Below are 17,465 nucleotides of genomic sequence, written 5' to 3' on the forward strand. Positions count from 1 at the left end.
GAACAGGGCTCATTACGGGCTCCGAATCGGAAGAAGGAACCCATGGCAGACCTCAGCTCGCTGCTCAAGCAGATCCCCGTCGCAGACATCGCCAAGCAGCTCGGCATCGACGAATCGGTCGCCGAAGCCGCCGTGCAGCAGATCGTGCCCGGCCTCGTCGCCGGCCTCGCCGCCAACGCCGAAGACCCGAAGGGTGCCGCCTCGCTGACCAAGGCGCTCAGCCATGACCGCGGCGCCGTGCACAAGAAGAAGGTCACCGAGATCGACGTCGAAGACGGCAAGAAGATCGTCAGGAACGTCTACGGCGACAAGCAGGATGCCGTCGCCACCAAGCTCGCCGCGAGCGCCACGAAGGCCTCCGCGGCCGGCGACGTCACGCAGGACATCATCAAGCAGATCCTGCCGATCGTCGCCCCGATCGTGCTCGCCTGGCTGGCGGAGCAGTTCCTCGGCGGCAAGAAGGAAGAGCCCGCGGCGAAGGAAGAGGAGTCGTCGACCGGAGGCGCCATCGGCGACCTGCTGGGCGGGTTGCTCGGCGGCGGCTCGTCGTCGGGTTCGTCCAACTCGACGGGCGACCTGCTCGGCGGCATCCTCGGCGGCCTGCTCGGCGGCGGCAAGAAGTAGCGCCCGCCTTCACATTCGAACGCGCCGTCCCGACAGGGGCGGCGCGTTCGTCGTCACTCGCGCAGAGTCGCTTTGAGGCGGGATGCCGCAAGGGCGACGCCGGCGAGTTTCGACTCGGTGGCCTCCGCGGCCGTCAGGGTGCGGTCGGCGGCGCGGAAGCGCAGCGCGAAGGTGAGGGACTTCGTGCCGTCGGGCACCCCGGATCCGCGGTAGTCGTCGACGAGGCGGGCATCCTCCAGCAGGTCGCCGGCCCCCTCGATGACGGCAGACCGCACGTCGGCGGCCGGCGTCTCGACGGGGACGACGAGCGAGAGGTCCTGCGTCGCCGCCGGCAGCGTGCCGATCGGGCGCGCGGCGATCTCGGTCGCCCCGAGCTCGAGCAGGGCGTCGAGGTCGAGTTCGGCGACCGCGACCACGCCGGGCAGGTCGAGTTCGCGGGCGAGCGACGGCAGCAACTCGCCGGCGATCCCGACGCTCCGCGCGCCGACTCGCAGTTCGGCGGTGCGTCCGGGGTGCAGAGCGGGATGCGCGCCGGTGACCGGCCGGATGTCGGCGGCCAGGGCGAGGCCGACATCCGCGACCGCGTCGAGCGCGTCGGCGAGACCGGCGCTGACGGCCGGTGCTCCCGGCTGCTTCGGCACGACGTCGCCGAGGAACAGCACGGCGACGCGGCGCGGCTGCGGCGGCAGCCCGGTGGTGAGGGCGTCGAGCACGTCGGGGGCGAGCTCCACCGCGCCCGGAGGCAGCTCGTCGGTGCCGTAGGCGACTCCCGGCTCGGGGCGGAACACCGTGCCGATCTCGAAGATGCCGAGGTCGGTGAGCCCGCGCGACAGGTTGCGCCGCGCGGTGTCGAGCAGTCCGGGCAGCAGCGAGCGCCGCAGGTACGGAGCCTGCGGGTCGAGCGCGTTCGCCAGCTGCACGGCGGCGGCGCCGGGCTCGAAGCGCTCGACGGTCGCGGCCGACTGGAACGGATAGGCGAGAACCTCGGTGAGCCCCGCGGCGGCGAGGGTCTGCGCGAGGCGGCGGCTCGCGGCCTGTTCCCGGGTCCACCCGCGACCGGGAGGCGCGATCGGCAGCTCCGACGGGATGCGGTCGTATCCGGTGATGCGGGCGACCTCCTCGACGAGGCTGGGGGCATCGATGAGGTCGGGTCGCCAGGGTGGCGGAGTCACGGTCCAGCGGTCCACGGTGGCGTCGACCGTCGCCCCGATCAGGGTGAGCGTGTCGCGCACCTCGTCGTCGGAGTAGTCGACGCCGACGAGGGCGGCCGCGTCGCCCGGTGAGAAGGCGATGGGCACCGGCTCGCCGAGGTAGGGCACGACGGTGCCGAGCGGGTCGATCGTGCCGCCCGCGAGTTCCACGAGCAGGTCGGCCACCCGCTGCGCGGCGATCGGCCCGAGTGTCGGGTCGACCCCGCGCTCGAACCGCTTGGAGGCTTCGCTCCACAGCTTGTGGCGACGGGCCGTGCGTGCGACGGTCACCGGATCGAAGTGCGCCGCCTCGACGAGCACGTCGGTGGTCGTGTCCGACACCTCGGTCGAGAGTCCACCCATGACGCCGGCGAGCCCGATCGCGCCCGACTCGTCGGTGATCAACAGGTCTTCGACATCGAGCTTCCGCACTTGACCGTCGAGCGTCTCGAGAGTCTCCCCCGGCGCCGCCCGGCGCACCACGATGCCACCGGCGAGCTTGCCGAGGTCGTAGGCGTGCGTGGGCTGCCCCAGCTCGAGCATCACGTAGTTGCTGATGTCGACCGGCAGCGAGATGGAGCGGATGCCGGCGAGCTTCAGCCGCGCGACCATCCCCGACGGCGTGGGCCGGGTCGCGTCGACGCCCCGGACGACGCGCGCGGCGAAGGCGTCGCAGCCGACGCGACCGCGGATCGGGGCGGCGTCGTCGACGACGACCGAGTACCCGGCGGCCTCCCCCACCACCGGCTCGAGCGCCGGGTCGCGGAACGCCGCACCGGTCGAGTGCGAGTACTCGCGGGCGAGCCCGCGGATCGAGAGCGCGTAGCCACGGTCGGGAGTGACGTTGATCTCCACTGCCGAGTCGTCGAGGCCGAGCAGCGCGATCGCATCCTCGCCCGGCTCCCCGACCAGGCCGCGTTCGTGCAGCCGCAGGATTCCGGAGTGCTCGTCGCCGAGCCCGAGCTCGCGTTCCGACGCGATCATGCCGTCGGAGACGTGCCCGTAGGTCTTGCGCGCCGTGATCGGGAACGGCCCCGGCAGCACCGCCCCGGGCAGCGACACCGGTACCAGGTCGCCGACCTCGAAGTTGTGGGCGCCGCAGACGATTCCGCGCGGCTCGGGCTCGCCGACATCCACCTGAACCCAGCGGATCGTCTTGCCGTTGCTCTGCGGCTCGTCCGCGAACGAGAGCACGCGGCCGACGACCACGGGGCCCTGCACGCCGAAGCCGTGGACGTCTTCTTCCTCGAAGCCGACCTTCACGAGCGCCGCGTGCAGGTGCTCGAGCGTTACATCAGCCGGCAGGTCGACCCAGTCACCCAGCCACGAGATCGGAACCCGCACGTCAGACCACCATTCCGAACTGCTGCGAGAAGCGCACATCGCCCTCGACCATGTCGCGCATGTCGTTCATGTCGTTGCGGAACTGCAGGGTGCGCTCGATGCCCATGCCGAACGCGAAGCCCTGGTACTCGGTCGGGTCGACGCCGGCGCTGCGCAACACGTTCGGGTTGACCATGCCGCATCCGCCCCACTCCACCCAGCGGGCGCCGCCCTTGGCGTTCGGCTGCCAGACGTCCATCTCGGCGCTCGGCTCGGTGAACGGGAAGTAGTTCGGACGCAGCCGGATCTGCGCGCCCTGGCCGAACATCGCGCGCGCGAGGTGCTCGAGGGTGCCGCGCAGATGCGCCATCGTCAGACCCTTGTCGATCGCGATGCCCTCGATCTGGTGGAAGACCGGCGTGTGGGTGGCATCCAGCTCGTCCTTGCGGAACACCTTGCCGGGCGCGACGACGTAGAGCGGCAGCGGCCGGTCGAGCAGCGAGCGGATCTGCACGTTCGAGGTCTGGCTGCGCAGCACCAGGTGCCGGTCGGCGGGCTCGACGTAGAAGGTGTCCTGTTCACCACGCGCGGGGTGGTCGGGGCCGATGTTGAGGGCGTCGAAGTTGAACCAGGCGTGCTCGAGCTCCGGCCCTTCCGCGATCTCCCAGCCCATCGCGATGAAGATGTCGCCCATCTGCTCCATGAGCAGAGCGAGCGGATGCCGGGCGCCGGTTCGACGGCGGGACGGCACGGCGGTGACATCCACCGCTTCGGCGGCGAGCTGGGCCTGCTCCTCGGCGGCGAGGATGCGGCCCTCGGCCTCGGCGAGCGCCGCGTTGACCTGCGCGCGGGCCTCGCCGACGAGCTTCCCGGCGGCGGCCTTCTGGTCGGCCGGCACCTCGCGCATCGACGCGTTGAGCTTCGCGAGCGGGCTGCCCTCGGCGGTGTGCGCCGCCCGGGCGGCCTTCAGCGCGGCCGAATCCTGCGCCTCGGAGATCGCGCTCAGAGCGGCTTTGACGGCGGCGTCGACGGCCTGCGGAGTGATCTCGGACACGAGGGTCGAGTTTAGTGCTCAGCGAGACGTGTCCTTGGTCTGGGGTAGTCTCCCCGAAACCCGGTAGGAGCGCCCCTTTGACCCGAACCACGCTGACTGTCGAGTCTCTCGCGCGCGAAGCTGGCATTGAAGTCGATGATGCGTTGATACAGCTTTGGGATGCGGGGGTTGATTACCCGTCCGGCCCCAAGTCACCAATCCGGCCTCACGACGTAGCACGCGCGCGCGACTCGTGCGAGCTTCCGAACGGCCGTGAGCTGACCCGCGTGGACTACTGGCTCCAGCGGGATGGCCTTTCGCGCGAAGCGTTCACGGCGCAACTGGCAGCTCTTGGAATCAAGCTAGGACCCAACGCACGCGCGCTACCGAAGGGAGCCGTTGCACGTCTTCGCAAGAAGTCCACCCAGCCACGGCCCGAGTCAAGAAAGCCACAGAAACCTAGCCCTGCCCCCCTCCAGAACTTCGTGTGGCGCAACATCGGTCACGTGAGAGAGACGCGGGCGCTTGATGTCGACGAAATCGAGTCGATTCACTTCGCGCTGGCCGATGACTTCGCCGGGTCCAATGATCCAGTGAGCCCCGCCGGCGTCCGCGACCGCACGCTCCTAGAGAGCGCCGCGACGCGACCACTAACATCCCTGGGCGGCGAGAGTAAGTACCGAACGGTGGAACTGGCATCCGCCGCTCTGATGCATTCACTTGTCCACAACCATGCCTTCTACAACGGCAACAAGCGAACTGCGCTCGTGTCGATGCTCACGATGCTGGATCGCAATGGTGTTGTGATCACCTCGACGCAGGATGAGATCTTCAAATGGACGGTTCGTGTCGCTCAGCATCGAGTCGCCAAGCGCAACATTGTCGGCGATCGCAGTGACATCGAGGTAGCTGCGATGGCCGAGTGGATTTGCTCCAACAGTCGGTTGCTGGACAAGGGAGAGAAGGTCATTGCTTGGCACTTCCTGAGGCGACGCCTTAATGCGATGGGCTGCGAGATCATCCCAACCGGCAACCGCGGGGGCGCGCAACGAATCTCAAGAGTTGTGTCGGTTCGCGACCGCAACTTCCTCGGCGTTTCTCGAATGGCCGAGAAGCGACTGTCCATCCAAGTCGCATACGACGGAGACGGTCGCGAGGTATCAAGGAACGACATTCGATCCATCCGTCGAGAACTACACCTCGACGACGAGCATGGCGTCGACTCGGCGATCTTCTACGGCACGGACTCGACCCCGCCGGATCAGTTCATCGCTGAGTATCGCAAGACGCTCGTTCGACTCGCGCGCATGTGAGGTGCACACTCGCGTCTACAGAAGCGGCGGAGCAGCGCCCATTCCCGCATCCGGCACGCGCGACATGGCGATGTCGCCCTCCGGGTGCACGCCGCGTCGCGGGATGCGCGGCCGCACGATCCGGCCACCCGGACCGGTGCGCTTCGCGACGAGCCGCGCGATGAACGACAGCAGCAGGTTCATCCCCAGGTAGATCAGCAGGGCGACGAAGAAGAACGAGTAGAGGTAGCGGTTGCCGAAGAAGTTCGGAAGCGTCTTCGTCGCCACGTAGAGCAGCTCGCTGTAGGCGAGGATGTACGCGAGTGCGGTGTCCTTCAGCAGGACGACGAGCTGCGCGATGATGATCGGCAGCATGTTGCGCGCCGCCTGCGGGAACTCGATCCGGAAACGCGTGCTCAGCGGGGAGAGCCCGATCGAGAGGCCCGCCTCGCCTTGCCCCCGCGGAAGCGCGGCGACTCCCGCGCGCAGGATCTCGCCGATGATCGCCCCGTTGTAGAGCGCGAGGGCGGAGATTCCGGCCCAGTACGACCCCGTCGAGAACACGAGCAGGATGAAGAGCATCATCAGCAGCACCGGCATGCCGCGGAAGAACTCGAGGATCACGGTCGACGGGATGCGGATCACCGCGAGCGACGCCGTGCGGGCGAACGAGAACAGCACGCCGATGGCGATCGCGAGCACGGCGGCGATCCCCGCCATGCGCAGCGTGTTGAGCACGCCGTTCCCGAAGGCACGCCAGACGACGAGGTCGTTGAACACGTCCCACCGACTCGGGTCGAACAGGCCGGGAACCACCTGACCTGACGCCGTGGTGCGCGGCACCGCGAGGGCGACGATCACGGCCACGAGGACGCCCGCGATGAGCAGCACCGCGATGACCGAGACGATGCGCGCGATGCGCTTCGCCTTCGGCCCGGGGGCGTCGTACAGCACACTCGTCATCGCGCGACCGCCACTCTCTTCTCCACCTGACCGGCGATGATGCCCAGCGTCACGGTCACGAGCAGGTAGAAGGCGGCCACGGCGAGCAGGATCGCGATGACCTCGTCGCCGCGCGCGTTGATCGCGTTACGTGACGAGGCGAAGAGCTCGACCACGAAGAACCCGCCCGCGACCGAGGTGTTCTTGGTCGGGGCGATGAGCACGTTGATGATCGGCGGGATCACCATCCGCACGGCTTGCGGCAGGATCACGTGTCCGAGCACCTGCCCGAAGCCGAGTCCGATGCTGCGGCCGGCCTCCGCCTGACCCACCGGGATGCCGTTGATGCCCGAGCGGATCGCCTCCGCGATGAACGGAGTCGTGTAGAGCGTGAGGCCGATCGCCGCGAGCACGAAGTAGCCCCCGCGCGCCCCCAGGTACGGTCCGAGCGTCGCGAACCCGAAGAGGATGAGCGTCAGGGGGATGTTGCGGAAGAGTTCCGTGAAGGTGGCGGCGAAGATGCGCAGCGGGCCGATCGGCGACACCCGGAATCCGGCGACGAGGGTGCCGAAGACGAGGGCGCCCGCCCCGGCGATGCCGAGGAGCGCGAGGGTCTTGGCGAACCCCTCGAGAAGCCGCGGGAACTGCTCGATGACGGCATCCATGGGCTTCCTTTCGGCTCGGGTGGCGAGGAGGGGCGCCGTTCGGGGCGCCCCTCCTCGCCGGTCAGATCGTCAGTACCGGTCGACCGCCGGCGGCTCGGGCAGGTCGAGCACCGCTCCCGCGGTGGCCTCCCAGGCCGCGGCCCAGCTGCCGTCCTCGTACGAGGCCTCGAGCACGTCGTTCAACCACATCCGGAACTCGGTGTCGTCCTTCGGCAGGCCGATCCCGTACGGTTCGGCGGTGAACGGGTTGTTCACGACCTCGAACTCACCCGCGTTCTGGTCGGCGAGTCCGGCGAGGATGACGTTGTCGGTGGTCACCGCGACGGCCTCACCGGTGCGGATCGGCTCGAGGCAGTCGGCGTAGTCGGCCGCTTCGAGCACGTTGGTCGTGTACTCCTGGATGTTCGTGAGCGACGTCGAGCCGCTCACCGTGCAGACGGTGGCATCCGGGTTGTCCGCGAACCACTCGGGTCCGTCGATCCCCTCGGGGTTGCCCGCGGCGACGAGGATGTCCTGTCCGGCCTCGTAGTACGGCCCGGCGAACGAGATGACCTCCTTGCGGGTGTCGTTGATCGTGTAGGTCGCGATGACGATGTCGACCTCACCTGACTGGATGAACGGCTCGCGGTTCGCGGAGACGGTGTTGACCCAGTTGATGCTCTCCTCGTCGATGCCGAGGTGCATCGCGATGATCTTGCCGATCTCGACGTCGAAACCGACAGGGATGCCGTCGGGGCCCTCCAGGCCGAACAGGGGCTGCGCGTACTTCGTGCCGATCGTGATCTCGCCGGCGTCGGCCAGCGCGGCCATCGTGGTGCCCTCCTCGTACGGGACGGGCGTGAACTCCTCGGTGGGCTCCGTGGCCTCACCGCCGGGCGCGCTCGAATCGACGCATCCCGACAGGACGAGCGCGCCGGCGACGGCGAGCGCTCCTAGTGACATTGCTGTGCGGACTCTCATGGTTCCCTCCATTGCCATGCGGTTCCTCCCCACCGGTTCAGTGGGTGAGGATCTTCGACAGGAAGTCCTTCGCTCGGTCGGAGCTCGGCTTCGTGAAGAAGTTCTCGGGGGTGGCCTCTTCGACGAGGGCACCATCCGCCATGAAGAGCACGCGGTCGGCGGCCTTCCGGGCGAAACCCATCTCGTGCGTGACGACGATCATCGTCACGCCGTCTTTCGCCAGGCCGACCATGACGTCGAGCACCTCGTTGATCATCTCGGGGTCGAGCGCCGAGGTCGGTTCGTCGAAGAGCATGAGCTTCGGCTCCATCGCGAGCGACCGCGCGATGGCGACGCGCTGCTGCTGACCCCCGGAGAGCTGGGCGGGCATCTTGTCGGCCTGGTTGGCGACTCCCACGCGGTCGAGCAGCTCCATCCCGCGCTTCTTCGCTTCGGCCGCGCTCTTGCCGCGCACCCGGATCGGACCGAGGGTGACGTTCTCGAGCACGGTCTTGTGCGCGAACAGGTTGAACGACTGGAACACCATGCCGACATCCGCCCGCAACTTGGCGAGAGCGCGACCCTCCTCGGGCAGCGGGACGCCGTCGATGAGGATGCGCCCTGCGTCGATCGTCTCCAGCCGGTTGATCGCGCGACACAGGGTCGACTTGCCCGAGCCCGATGGTCCGATGACGACGACGACCTCGCCCGGAGCGACGGTCGTCGAGATGCTCTTCAGAACGTGCAGTTCGCCGAAGTGCTTGTCGACCGCGTCCAGAACAAGCAGAGGCTCCATCGCCTCAGTGCATCATGTACCCCGGTCGGGGGTCAACCGCTTGACAGGATCGTCACCCGTTCGACACCTGCTCAGGGCGAGCGCTGGGCGAACGCCGACTCGTAGAGGCACACGGATGCCGCGGTCGCCAGGTTGAGCGACTCGGCGTGCCCGTAGATAGGCACCTTCACCACCCGATCGGCGAGACGAAGCTGCTCGTCCGTGAGTCCGCGCGCCTCGTTGCCGAACAGCCACGCGGTGGGGGTGGTGAGGATGTCGCGCACCCGCGGCAGGTCGGCGCCCTTCACGTCGGCGGCCAGCACCTGCATCCCTGCGCCTCGCACGGCGGCGAGCGCCTCGTCGAGGGTGCCGTTCTGCGCGACCGGCACGTGGAAGATCGAACCCGTCGTCGAGCGCACCACTTTGGGGTTGTAGGCATCCACGCTGTTGCCGGTGAAGATCACGCCGTCGGCACCCGCGGCATCCGCTGCTCGAATGATCGTGCCCGCGTTGCCCGGGTCGCGGATCTCCTCGAGCACCGCGATCAGCCGCGGACCCGTGGCGAGCAGGTCGGCCATCGGGGTGGGGAACTGCCGGCAGGTCGCCAGCACCCCCTGCGGAGTCACGGTGTCCGCCATCGTGTCGAGCACGGCATCCGAGACGTTCACGACGTCGATGCCCCGGTCAGTCGCCGCCTGCACCAGGTCGGTCAGGCGCTCCCGGGCGGAGCGGGTGATGAAGATGTCGACGAGCAGGTCGGCCTTGAAGGCGAGCGCCTCGGCGACGGCCTGCGGTCCCTCGACGAGGAACACCCCCGTCTCGGCCCGGGCGTGGCGTTTGGCGAGCTTCGCGACCGCTCGCACCCGCGGCGAACGCGGGTTGTCGATCATGCTCTCAGGCTACGGGGGCGAGGTGAACGTGCGGTGACGAAACGCGAGAGGACGGCATCCCGAGGTGAATCCGGGGTGCCGTCCTCTTGGAGATACCTGCGTTACGCGGCGTCGACCTTGGCGTTGACGTCGGTCGGGAGCGCCTTCTTGGCGACCTCGACCAGACCGGCGAACCCGGCGGGCTCGTTGACCGCCAGCTCGGCGAGGATGCGACGGTCGACCTCGACACCCGCGAGGCCGAGGCCCTGGATGAGGCGGTTGTACGTCAGACCGTTCGCACGGGCCGCAGCGTTGATGCGCTGAATCCAGAGGCGACGGAACTCGCCCTTCTTCGCGCGACGGTCGCGGTAGGCGTAGACGAGGGAGTGGGTGACCTGCTCCTTCGCCTTGCGGTAGAGGCGCGACCGCTGGCCGCGGTAACCCTCTGCGCGCTCGAGAATCGTGCGGCGCTTCTTGGCGGCGTTGACCGCCCTCTTGACACGTGCCATTTCGGTTTTTCCTTGTCCTGGGCTCTGCTACTCGGGCGTCTCGGGCTTACTTGCCGAGGAGCCGCTTGATGACCTTGGCGTCCTGCGGGGCGAGGACGACTTCCTGGTTGAGGCGACGGGTCAGCTTCGAGGACTTGCCCTCGAGGTTGTGGCGCATGCCCGCGCCCTGCTTCATGACCTTGCCGCTGCCGGTGACCTTGAACCGCTTCTTGGCACCCGAGTGCGTCTTCTGCTTAGGCATTGCTGGTTTCCTCTTCTTGGGGCGCCGCGGCCTCGCTAGCTGCGGGGCGCGGGGGCTTGTTCTCGGCCTTCTTGGCCTGGGCTTCGGCCTTCGCGTCGACCTTGCTCTTCAGCGGGCCGATCACCATGACCATGTTGCGACCGTCGATCGTCGGGGTGGACTCGACGGTGCCAAACTCTGCGACATCCTCGGCGAAGCGCTGCAGAAGGCGCACACCCTGCTCCGGACGGGACTGCTCCCGGCCGCGGAAGAGGATCATGGCCTTCACCTTGTCGCCGGCCCGAAGGAAGCCCTCGGCCCGCTTGCGCTTGGTCTCGTAGTCGTGCTTGTCGATCTTGAGGCGGAACCGAACCTCTTTGAGGATGGTGTTCGCCTGGTTGCGCCGAGCTTCCTTGAGTTTCTGGGCCTGCTCGTACTTGAACTTGCCGTAGTCCATGATCTTCACCACGGGCGGAACGGAGTTCGGGGCAACCTCGACCAGATCCAAGTCGGCCTCCTGCGCGAGACGCAACGCGTCTTCGATGCGGACGACGCCGACCTGTTCTCCTGCCGGGCCCACCAGGCGGACCTGGGGCACGCGGATCCGGTCGTTCGTTCTGGGATCGCTGATTAGTGGGTTCCTTTCGCTGTACCAATACGAAGGAAGACGCCCACCACGATGCGCATGCATCGTTCTCACCCTGGCTACCGGCCCTCTGCCTCTTTCGAGAGCAACGGACCGGCGGAGTGAAACTGACCCGGTAGCCTTGAGAGCAGCTGACGGGTGGGAGGATTCTCCGCTTCGTTACCGGGGAGATGGCCCCGGAGCCCGTATGAGAATAGCAGAGGACCCCGCACTTGGCACTTGACGCTTTCGGCCGCACCGTCGACGAGGCTCCCCCCGTGTTCGATCAGCACAGTGTCGAGCCGGAGATCCGCGACATCGCGGAAGTGCCGGCGGTCGAAGTCATCAACACCGTCGCCGTGCATCTGCTCTCCGCCGCGGCCGTGCAGTGCGGCCTCGCCGACGATGACCCGCGCGTCGACCTCGACGAGGCCCGCAAGCTCATCGACGCCCTCGCCGGCCTCGTGACGGCGGCCGCCCCGCACCTCGCCGACGTGCACGCCCGCCCCCTGCGCGATGGGCTCCGCTCGGTGCAGCTCGCGTTCCGCGAAGCCTCCGCCATCCCCGACCCGATCGGTCAGGGTCCCGGCGAGAAGTACACCGGCCCCGTCAACTAAGTCAAGGCCTACGCGAGATGAGCTGAGTGCGGACTGTTGGGTCGGTCAGGTCGAAGCCGCCCTTCCGGGCCGTCGGCGCACACCAGGCACGCGATCTATCAAGCACTGCTGTCACACCTCGGTCGCCGGAGGCGAAAAGGTGGCCGTACTCTCGATGAACTGTCGTTGCAAAGATTCCCGGGTCATCCGAATTGACTGTGATCGGGCGATCCTCGGCCAACCAGCGCCTCGCTGGCAGTTCGGCATAACTTCCGGCCTCTGTCGTGATCAGATTGGAGGTGGGGCAAGTTTCGATCACCCCACTGCGTTGATCAAGCAGAGCCCAAGACAGCTCGCGCATTGCGTGCGTGCCTTCGATGAGGACTCCGACGAGCGGATCGAGAGCCACGCCACTCCCGAGGCCCCCAAGTGTCGCTGTCGTCCCTTCATTGCGCGCGAGGAGAACCGCGAGCTTCTCTTCTGCTGTGGCCGCTGCAAACACCTCTGGCGGTATTTCATTGGTGCGAAAGGTGTAACCCTCTCCCTCCCGTCGAAGTACGTTGAGTGAAGCCCAATACTCTCGTTGGAACGGCAGCCGCACTGCCTGCGTAACATCTGCCGAACGATCGAATGCCGCGTAGTCGGGGATGTGCGTTACGACGTCCCAAAAGCGTTCAACTGCGGCGACGGAGACCGCCCCAAAGTCGTGGGCCGCGATTGTCGCGAGATCTCGAAGGATCTCGGTGGGGGCGCATCCCCGAAGCTTCGCAACCCATTGGCCGCGCGAAAGGTCGTCATCTGCGTTACCGAGTGCGAGGGCATGCCCAACTCTCGCAACCGCGACCTCGAAGAAGCTCAGCACCTCAAGCACACGGCGCACACCCGTGCTTGGAAGCGGATACGCCTCACCAGCATGAACCGTGTAGAGCGGTTCGATCGCGTGCGGCTGAGCCCGACCGGCGATCTCGGCGAAGGCGATCGCGAACGGCCAGTTCGGCGCCGCGTTCTCGTAGCCGACAACGTCGAACGATGACACTAGGGGCGCCAAGCGAGGTTGGTCTCGCAATAGGCAGTGCCACGCCGCGACGACCCGCCACGCGTTAGCTAGCGACACAGATGTGTCGCGCGCCGACGGCTCGGACCTCGCAGGGGGCACCGAGCTCTCGCGACGAAAGCTCACTGGCACTTCGATGTAACGCAACGGCAGATTGTCGCGGTCGATCGACTCGAAGACCCCCTCGAGAAGGGCGTCGAGAGACTGTGCGATTGCCTCACCGCCGCGCGTCGGCGATGCACGGCTGTGAGCCGAGTCGACCTCCCAGTCGACGGTCCGCCTCAGTTCGGCGGCTTCGAGGCTGCCGAGCGCACAAATGGACTTTCGAGCGAGGTTCACGCCGGTGCGGAGAGCGGTATCCCGTAGGCGACCGGAGAGACGGAACACTCGGGTGAAACCGTCAAGCCCCTCTTTGATTTCAGGTACCAGGACAGTGTTGGCCTGCACGAGAATTTGCCATGCACCGTCAACCAGGTAATCGACGACGTCGGAACCGCCCCCCTGGCTGACCCGGTCGAGGTAGCCTTCCAAGAAGGCTCCGAGCGCCGTGACGTCGCCCACACGGTCGACGCGCGACTGCGAATGCGCGATCAGGTTGGAAACTGATCGGGGCGCGTCTGGTCCAATGACTTTCTCAGCTTCATCCCAGACCCGCCTCCAATAATCGCGGCGGTTGATCGCTGACCTAAGTTCCTCATGGATCGCCACGTCGTCGAGGTTCTCGCCGTCGTCGAGATGCGCCGCCGTGTTTAGAGCCACGACGCAGGCGAGCGCAAGAGTCACGAGGTTGAGCGGTCGGGAGCCCGAGGTCATAACGGACTCACGGCTTGCGACTCCCTCATCCCAGTCGCGGGTCAGCTCGATGAGCAGTTCAACGGCAGAGAGGCAAGCGCCGTAGTGGACGTGGGCATCAACCGGAAGCCCCAGTTCCTCGATGCCGACTCCTGGGTCCACTCTCTCGGCACTCTGTGGCTTCCAAAGCACGCCTAGAGCTGCGCGAGCGGCATGATCTCGCGCACTCGCCGCCTCTTCAGGGATCTCCGCACGACTGAGGCAGGAACGTCGCGCAATCACTGCCAACCCCAGCGTCGGTCTGGCGGTGACGGATAGCGATTCTCGATGGAGGGCAGCGATGCGGTCGGCGAGATCGTTCTGCGGTTCGCTACGCCATCTCACGGCCTCATGGAAGGCCGGTTTCTGGAAGAAGTCCTCGACGTCGTCGTCCGGGCATGGGGCGAGGTCGGTCGCAAGAGCGACGGCCACCGCTGCGTGTAGCGGGAGTTCGCGTCTCACTCGCGGTCGTGAGCGGCGGCGGAGCGTCGAATCGATTCGAGCTCCTCGTGCGCTACGGCGAAGAGTTCATCACGCGCCTTCGCTGTCTGGGCTTGAGCCGGCTTGCCTGCTCCCGGCTCGCGGCCGTCTAGAGCAGTTGAAACCTGGAGCGCCAGTTCGCCGAGGCGCTTAGCGGCACGTGACTGGATAGCCTCGATGTGACGATCACGCAGCTTGTCAGCGGAGCTGAGGTCGAGACGACCGAGTCCATCGAGAAGCGGCTCAATCCACTGTTCCCCGAGGTTCTCACGAATCCGCGTCTCCAGCGCGCGCACGAGCCCTTCAGTCTTGTGACGGCGTTTCGCGCGGCGGACGACATCGATCCACCACTCCCACGAGTGGTCGTCACCCGACTTACCTAGAAACATCGGGTGAAATCCGAGTGGAAGGTATCGCTCGAACCATGCAACGAAGTCGCGATCTCGCTGCGACCTGCTGTTCACTGCAGCCTCATACGCGGTCGCTAGATCCGCATGCACACGGTCGAGAGCCTGATTCCGCCGTCTTGTCCACGTGGCACCGGTTGGAAGGTCGGGGTCAAGAACGCGACCGAGACGTGTTACTACAGAGGTGAGTTCGGATCGTTGGACTGCCGCGACGAGCATGAGATGCGCGAGAGCAACACGCTCCGTGACTTGGGTCGTGATTTCGAGCGACTTTTCCACCGCGGCGAGCCGCTCACAGGCCCACTCCCAATAAGCGAAGAAGGCGTAATAGTCGGAAAATCCTTCCCACGTCGGAAGGGCGAGAAAAAAGTGATCGGCAACTTTGCCATCCAAATACACGTCCGCCAAGCGGGTCCCGAAACCGCCAGCGTAAGGGCGGCGGCCACGGACTTGAATATCCGGGTTCAGCGTGCGAGCCGCGACATCAAGCATCAAGAGAACAGATTGCGCAAGCTCCAGGGGCAGCTTGGCACCTTGTCCGATGGAAAGGACCGGATGGAAGCGGCGATAGAAGACTACATAGTCGGTCCCGACATCGACCTGACGCGGCGACTCACTCCAGGGTTGAGTCTTGATCTCGCTGAAATCTGCATCGACGGACTCCGCATCGGCACCAGAGAATCGCACGAGATTCTCGAGTTCGTTGGCGAGGGCAGGGTCAACGTGACGCAGCGACACGTGCAGCAATTCCAGAGCGACTCTCCAAGCGGCAGCAGACCCACTCGACTTGTGGCGCTCAATTGCCTTGTAAAGAAACTCGAGATCCCGAAGGCCGGATGGCAGAGCGGAAGCGTACGGTGTAACGCCGAGGCTGGCGTTTCGTCGGCGGTCTCCGAATGCCTTAGGTAGCGGAACTCGGAAAAGTTCTGAGAGTGCCGTCTCCTCGTCGGTGATATGGCTGGGAAGCCAAATCTGACCCAGGAGTCCCTCTAGGGACTCCGTCGCGCCCACCGGCGTGAACGTGAGCTTTGCCTCATCGCTCAGGGGATGGAGGTGAACTCGGCGGTGTGTTGGAAGGCTCTTTGTTAGGGCCGCGTCAGCGAACTGAATCGCGTCACGGTAGCCCACATCACCGGCGGTGCCATCGCGCACCGAAGCCGCAAACGACCTCTGCGCATGCTCGTAGCTCAGAGCCGCAATGCACACAACGCGAGGCGTCGAGGCTATGCGCCTGATGTCGAGCAAGATTTGGGGAAGCATGCCTGGCGCGAGATCAGCATCGTCGACAGGGATCACAAGCGTGCGCCCGGTACTCGCGAGTAGGCCATCAATTAGCGCCCGCCACTCGTCAACGAAACCTAGGCCGCGGCGCGAAACACTGACGAGCGCTTGAGCTTGCTCATCGAGGGTCCAGGCTCCGGCCGTCCCCAGAGTTCCGTGCCGTCCGGAAGCTTCCTTGAAGGCAAGTTCGTCAAGCCAGCCCGCCGCAGAACGTTCCTCACCTCTGTAGGAGATGCGCCTGCCACGAAGATCCTCGTCTTCGTTGATGCTCGCCATCATGCTGGCCAAGAGGACGCTATAAAGCGTGTCGCCTCTGTCAAAGAACTCCGGACGAATCACGCGAGTTACGAGGTAGCGGTCGTCCAACTCGAGTTGGGCGCAAACTTGCGCCAGAGTGTACGTCTTGCCGCTCCCTCGGTCGCCAAGAATCGACACTGTTTGGCACGGATCCAGCGCCGCTTCGGAACCGAGCCCTCCAGCTTTCTGACCGTCGGCGGACTCGAACCCGTCTCGCTCGGCAAGTTCGGCGACATACTCCACGACTCGGGCTACGGAGTCCGCGATTCGTCCGGAGAGCCGCACGCGGTTTCGCTGAGGGGACGCCGATGCCGTCGTTGTAGGGCTCACTGCGCCACCTTGCCGTCGGATTCGCGCGCGGTGCGATTGTGCTGTGCGACAGAATCTCTCACCTGTACGCGCACGTCCTCATAGGCCGCCGCCCCGGCCACCTGAATTTCCGCATCCGAGATGTTCTCTCGAATCCACTCGATCGCTCGGTCATCGCCGTCCTCAAGCGCTGCGATGAACTGCTGGAGACGAGCCGGGCTGAGTCCCCGGGCGAGCCGCTCTCCGGCCACCAACCGAATAGTCTCAACAACGTCGCGCGCAAGCTGTTCGTTGTGACGACGGTCAGACGCGTCCAAGCCGACGCTCTCTATGAACGACTGGTCTACGCGCACTCTCGGCTCCTGATCCCTGACCTGCGCCCGATCCTAGTAGAAGCCACCGACCCCCGGTCGCCATTGCAGACGCGTTGGGGCGCGCCTCAAAATCACCCTCAGAGCGACTCGAGGCGCACCGCGATCGAGTCGACGCGGTCGAGGATGACGGGGGATGCCGCCCAGGCATCGCCGAGTCGCGCGAGCAGGGCATCCAATTCGGTGCGGTCGAGGCCGCTCTCCAGGGCGAGCTGCACGAGCAGTTCGGGCCCGGTGAGGCGGGCGTCGGGGTCGCCGGGGGCGAGTTGCACGGCCCGCACGGCCGACTCCGCCGCCGATGCCGCGAGGAACGCGTCGAGCACCCGCTCGTCGAGGAAGCATGGGATGAACGTCGCACCGGTCGCGAGCGCCTCGAACGCCGTGCGACGCAGGGCGAACTCGGTCGGCGACCCGGGGTCGAGCACGATCGCGCCAAGTTCGTCGGCTGCCGCAGCGAGGGCCGCCTGCGGTGCGGTCACCGGGATGGGCCGCGCGGCCGGATTCCAGGTGCGCATCGCCTCGACCGACGAGAACACGGGCAGCACGTTGCGCCCGGCGGGCCCGGCGACGGTGACCAGCGCGAGCTCCTGAGTCTTATCGACCAGCTGTCCGTGCGGTCCGATGCCCTCATCGCCGCGGTCGGTCACGAGGGGAACCAGCACCCGAGCCGCGCCAAGCGCCAGGAGTACCTCCGACATCCCGAGCTCGCGGGCCCGGAAGCGCAGCACCGCTTCGATCAGCCGCGCATCGGCCGAGCCGTCGTCATCCGCCGACGGGTTCGCGTGAAAGGAGCGCCCGTCGAACGGGATGCCGGCGGAGTCGGCGTGAGCCAC

Annotated in this window: 17 protein-coding genes; 3 read left to right on the plus strand and 14 right to left on the minus strand. The window is 66.5% G+C overall.

All coding sequences use genetic code 11. The features are described from left to right. Positions 1-42: 42 nt before the first annotated feature. A complete protein-coding gene (locus IE173_RS05135; RefSeq protein ID WP_191282279.1) occupies positions 43-624 on the plus strand; it encodes a DUF937 domain-containing protein in 582 nt (193 codons plus the stop codon). Between the two features lie 53 nt (positions 625-677). Here IE173_RS05135 and pheT read toward each other — a convergent pair whose 3' ends face one another. Both pheT and pheS read right to left on the minus strand, forming a co-directional pair. Then, entirely contained in the window at positions 678-3,158 is a 2,481-nt protein-coding gene (gene pheT, locus IE173_RS05140; protein WP_191282280.1) for a phenylalanine--tRNA ligase subunit beta, read from the minus strand. 1 nt (position 3,159) lies between these two features. Further along, entirely contained in the window at positions 3,160-4,191 is a 1,032-nt protein-coding gene (pheS, locus tag IE173_RS05145) for a phenylalanine--tRNA ligase subunit alpha (protein WP_191282281.1), read from the minus strand. Between the two features lie 77 nt (positions 4,192-4,268). Here pheS and IE173_RS05150 point away from each other — a divergent pair, with 77 nt between their 5' ends. Beyond that, complete coding sequence (locus IE173_RS05150; RefSeq protein ID WP_191282282.1) at positions 4,269-5,483, plus strand: type II toxin-antitoxin system death-on-curing family toxin; 1,215 nt, start codon at positions 4,269-4,271, stop codon at positions 5,481-5,483. Between the two features lie 15 nt (positions 5,484-5,498). Here IE173_RS05150 and IE173_RS05155 read toward each other — a convergent pair whose 3' ends face one another. The 8 genes from IE173_RS05155 to infC form a co-directional block, all read right to left on the minus strand. Beyond that, the gene (locus IE173_RS05155) at positions 5,499-6,425 is read right to left on the minus strand and encodes an amino acid ABC transporter permease (RefSeq protein WP_191282283.1); all 927 of its coding nucleotides are present in this window, start codon (positions 6,423-6,425) and stop codon (positions 5,499-5,501) included. Further along, positions 6,422-7,069: an amino acid ABC transporter permease gene (locus tag IE173_RS05160; RefSeq protein ID WP_191282284.1), complete on the minus strand. Its 648-nt coding sequence runs from the start codon at positions 7,067-7,069 to the stop codon at positions 6,422-6,424. The genes IE173_RS05155 and IE173_RS05160 overlap by 4 nt, the downstream gene beginning before the upstream one ends. A 69-nt stretch (positions 7,070-7,138) precedes the next feature. Further along, on the minus strand, positions 7,139-8,011 hold the full coding sequence (locus IE173_RS05165; protein WP_229841893.1) for a glutamate ABC transporter substrate-binding protein: 873 nt from the start codon (positions 8,009-8,011) through the stop codon (positions 7,139-7,141). Positions 8,012-8,066: 55 nt separating this feature from the next. Further along, a complete protein-coding gene (locus IE173_RS05170) occupies positions 8,067-8,804 on the minus strand; it encodes an amino acid ABC transporter ATP-binding protein (RefSeq protein WP_191282286.1) in 738 nt (245 codons plus the stop codon). A 71-nt stretch (positions 8,805-8,875) separates the two neighbouring features. Beyond that, positions 8,876-9,673: a TrmH family RNA methyltransferase gene (locus tag IE173_RS05175; RefSeq protein WP_191282287.1), complete on the minus strand. Its 798-nt coding sequence runs from the start codon at positions 9,671-9,673 to the stop codon at positions 8,876-8,878. Between the two features lie 101 nt (positions 9,674-9,774). Further along, positions 9,775-10,161 (minus strand): 50S ribosomal protein L20, encoded by a 387-nt coding sequence (gene rplT / locus IE173_RS05180; protein WP_191282288.1) that lies wholly within the window; start codon positions 10,159-10,161, stop codon positions 9,775-9,777. A 46-nt stretch (positions 10,162-10,207) separates the two neighbouring features. Next, a complete protein-coding gene (gene rpmI, locus IE173_RS05185) occupies positions 10,208-10,402 on the minus strand; it encodes a 50S ribosomal protein L35 (protein ID WP_191282289.1) in 195 nt (64 codons plus the stop codon). After that, complete coding sequence (gene infC / locus IE173_RS05190) at positions 10,395-11,072, minus strand: translation initiation factor IF-3 (protein WP_191282290.1); 678 nt, start codon at positions 11,070-11,072, stop codon at positions 10,395-10,397. The genes rpmI and infC overlap by 8 nt, the downstream gene beginning before the upstream one ends. Positions 11,073-11,284: 212 nt before the next feature. Between infC and IE173_RS05195 the strand changes: the two genes are divergently transcribed. Next, positions 11,285-11,623 carry a DUF1844 domain-containing protein gene (locus tag IE173_RS05195; RefSeq protein WP_191282513.1) on the plus strand — a complete coding sequence of 113 codons (339 nt, stop codon included), beginning with the start codon at positions 11,285-11,287 and terminating at the stop codon, positions 11,621-11,623. Between the two features lies 1 nt (position 11,624). Here the strand turns inward: IE173_RS05195 and IE173_RS05200 are convergent, their stop codons facing one another. From IE173_RS05200 to IE173_RS05215, 4 genes are all read right to left on the minus strand, one after another. After that, complete coding sequence (locus tag IE173_RS05200; protein ID WP_191282291.1) at positions 11,625-13,919, minus strand: hypothetical protein; 2,295 nt, start codon at positions 13,917-13,919, stop codon at positions 11,625-11,627. 26 nt (positions 13,920-13,945) lie between these two features. Continuing rightward, the gene (locus tag IE173_RS05205) at positions 13,946-16,195 is read right to left on the minus strand and encodes a hypothetical protein (RefSeq protein WP_191282292.1); all 2,250 of its coding nucleotides are present in this window, start codon (positions 16,193-16,195) and stop codon (positions 13,946-13,948) included. Positions 16,196-16,278: 83 nt separating this feature from the next. Next, positions 16,279-16,614 carry a hypothetical protein gene (locus IE173_RS05210; RefSeq protein WP_191282293.1) on the minus strand — a complete coding sequence of 112 codons (336 nt, stop codon included), beginning with the start codon at positions 16,612-16,614 and terminating at the stop codon, positions 16,279-16,281. A 98-nt stretch (positions 16,615-16,712) separates the two neighbouring features. Continuing rightward, positions 16,713-17,465 carry an SseB family protein gene (locus tag IE173_RS05215; protein ID WP_191282294.1) on the minus strand — a complete coding sequence of 251 codons (753 nt, stop codon included), beginning with the start codon at positions 17,463-17,465 and terminating at the stop codon, positions 16,713-16,715.

The sequence above is a fragment of the Pseudolysinimonas yzui genome (assembly GCF_014653215.1).
In the GTDB taxonomy this organism is placed as follows: domain Bacteria; phylum Actinomycetota; class Actinomycetes; order Actinomycetales; family Microbacteriaceae; genus Pseudolysinimonas_A; species Pseudolysinimonas_A yzui.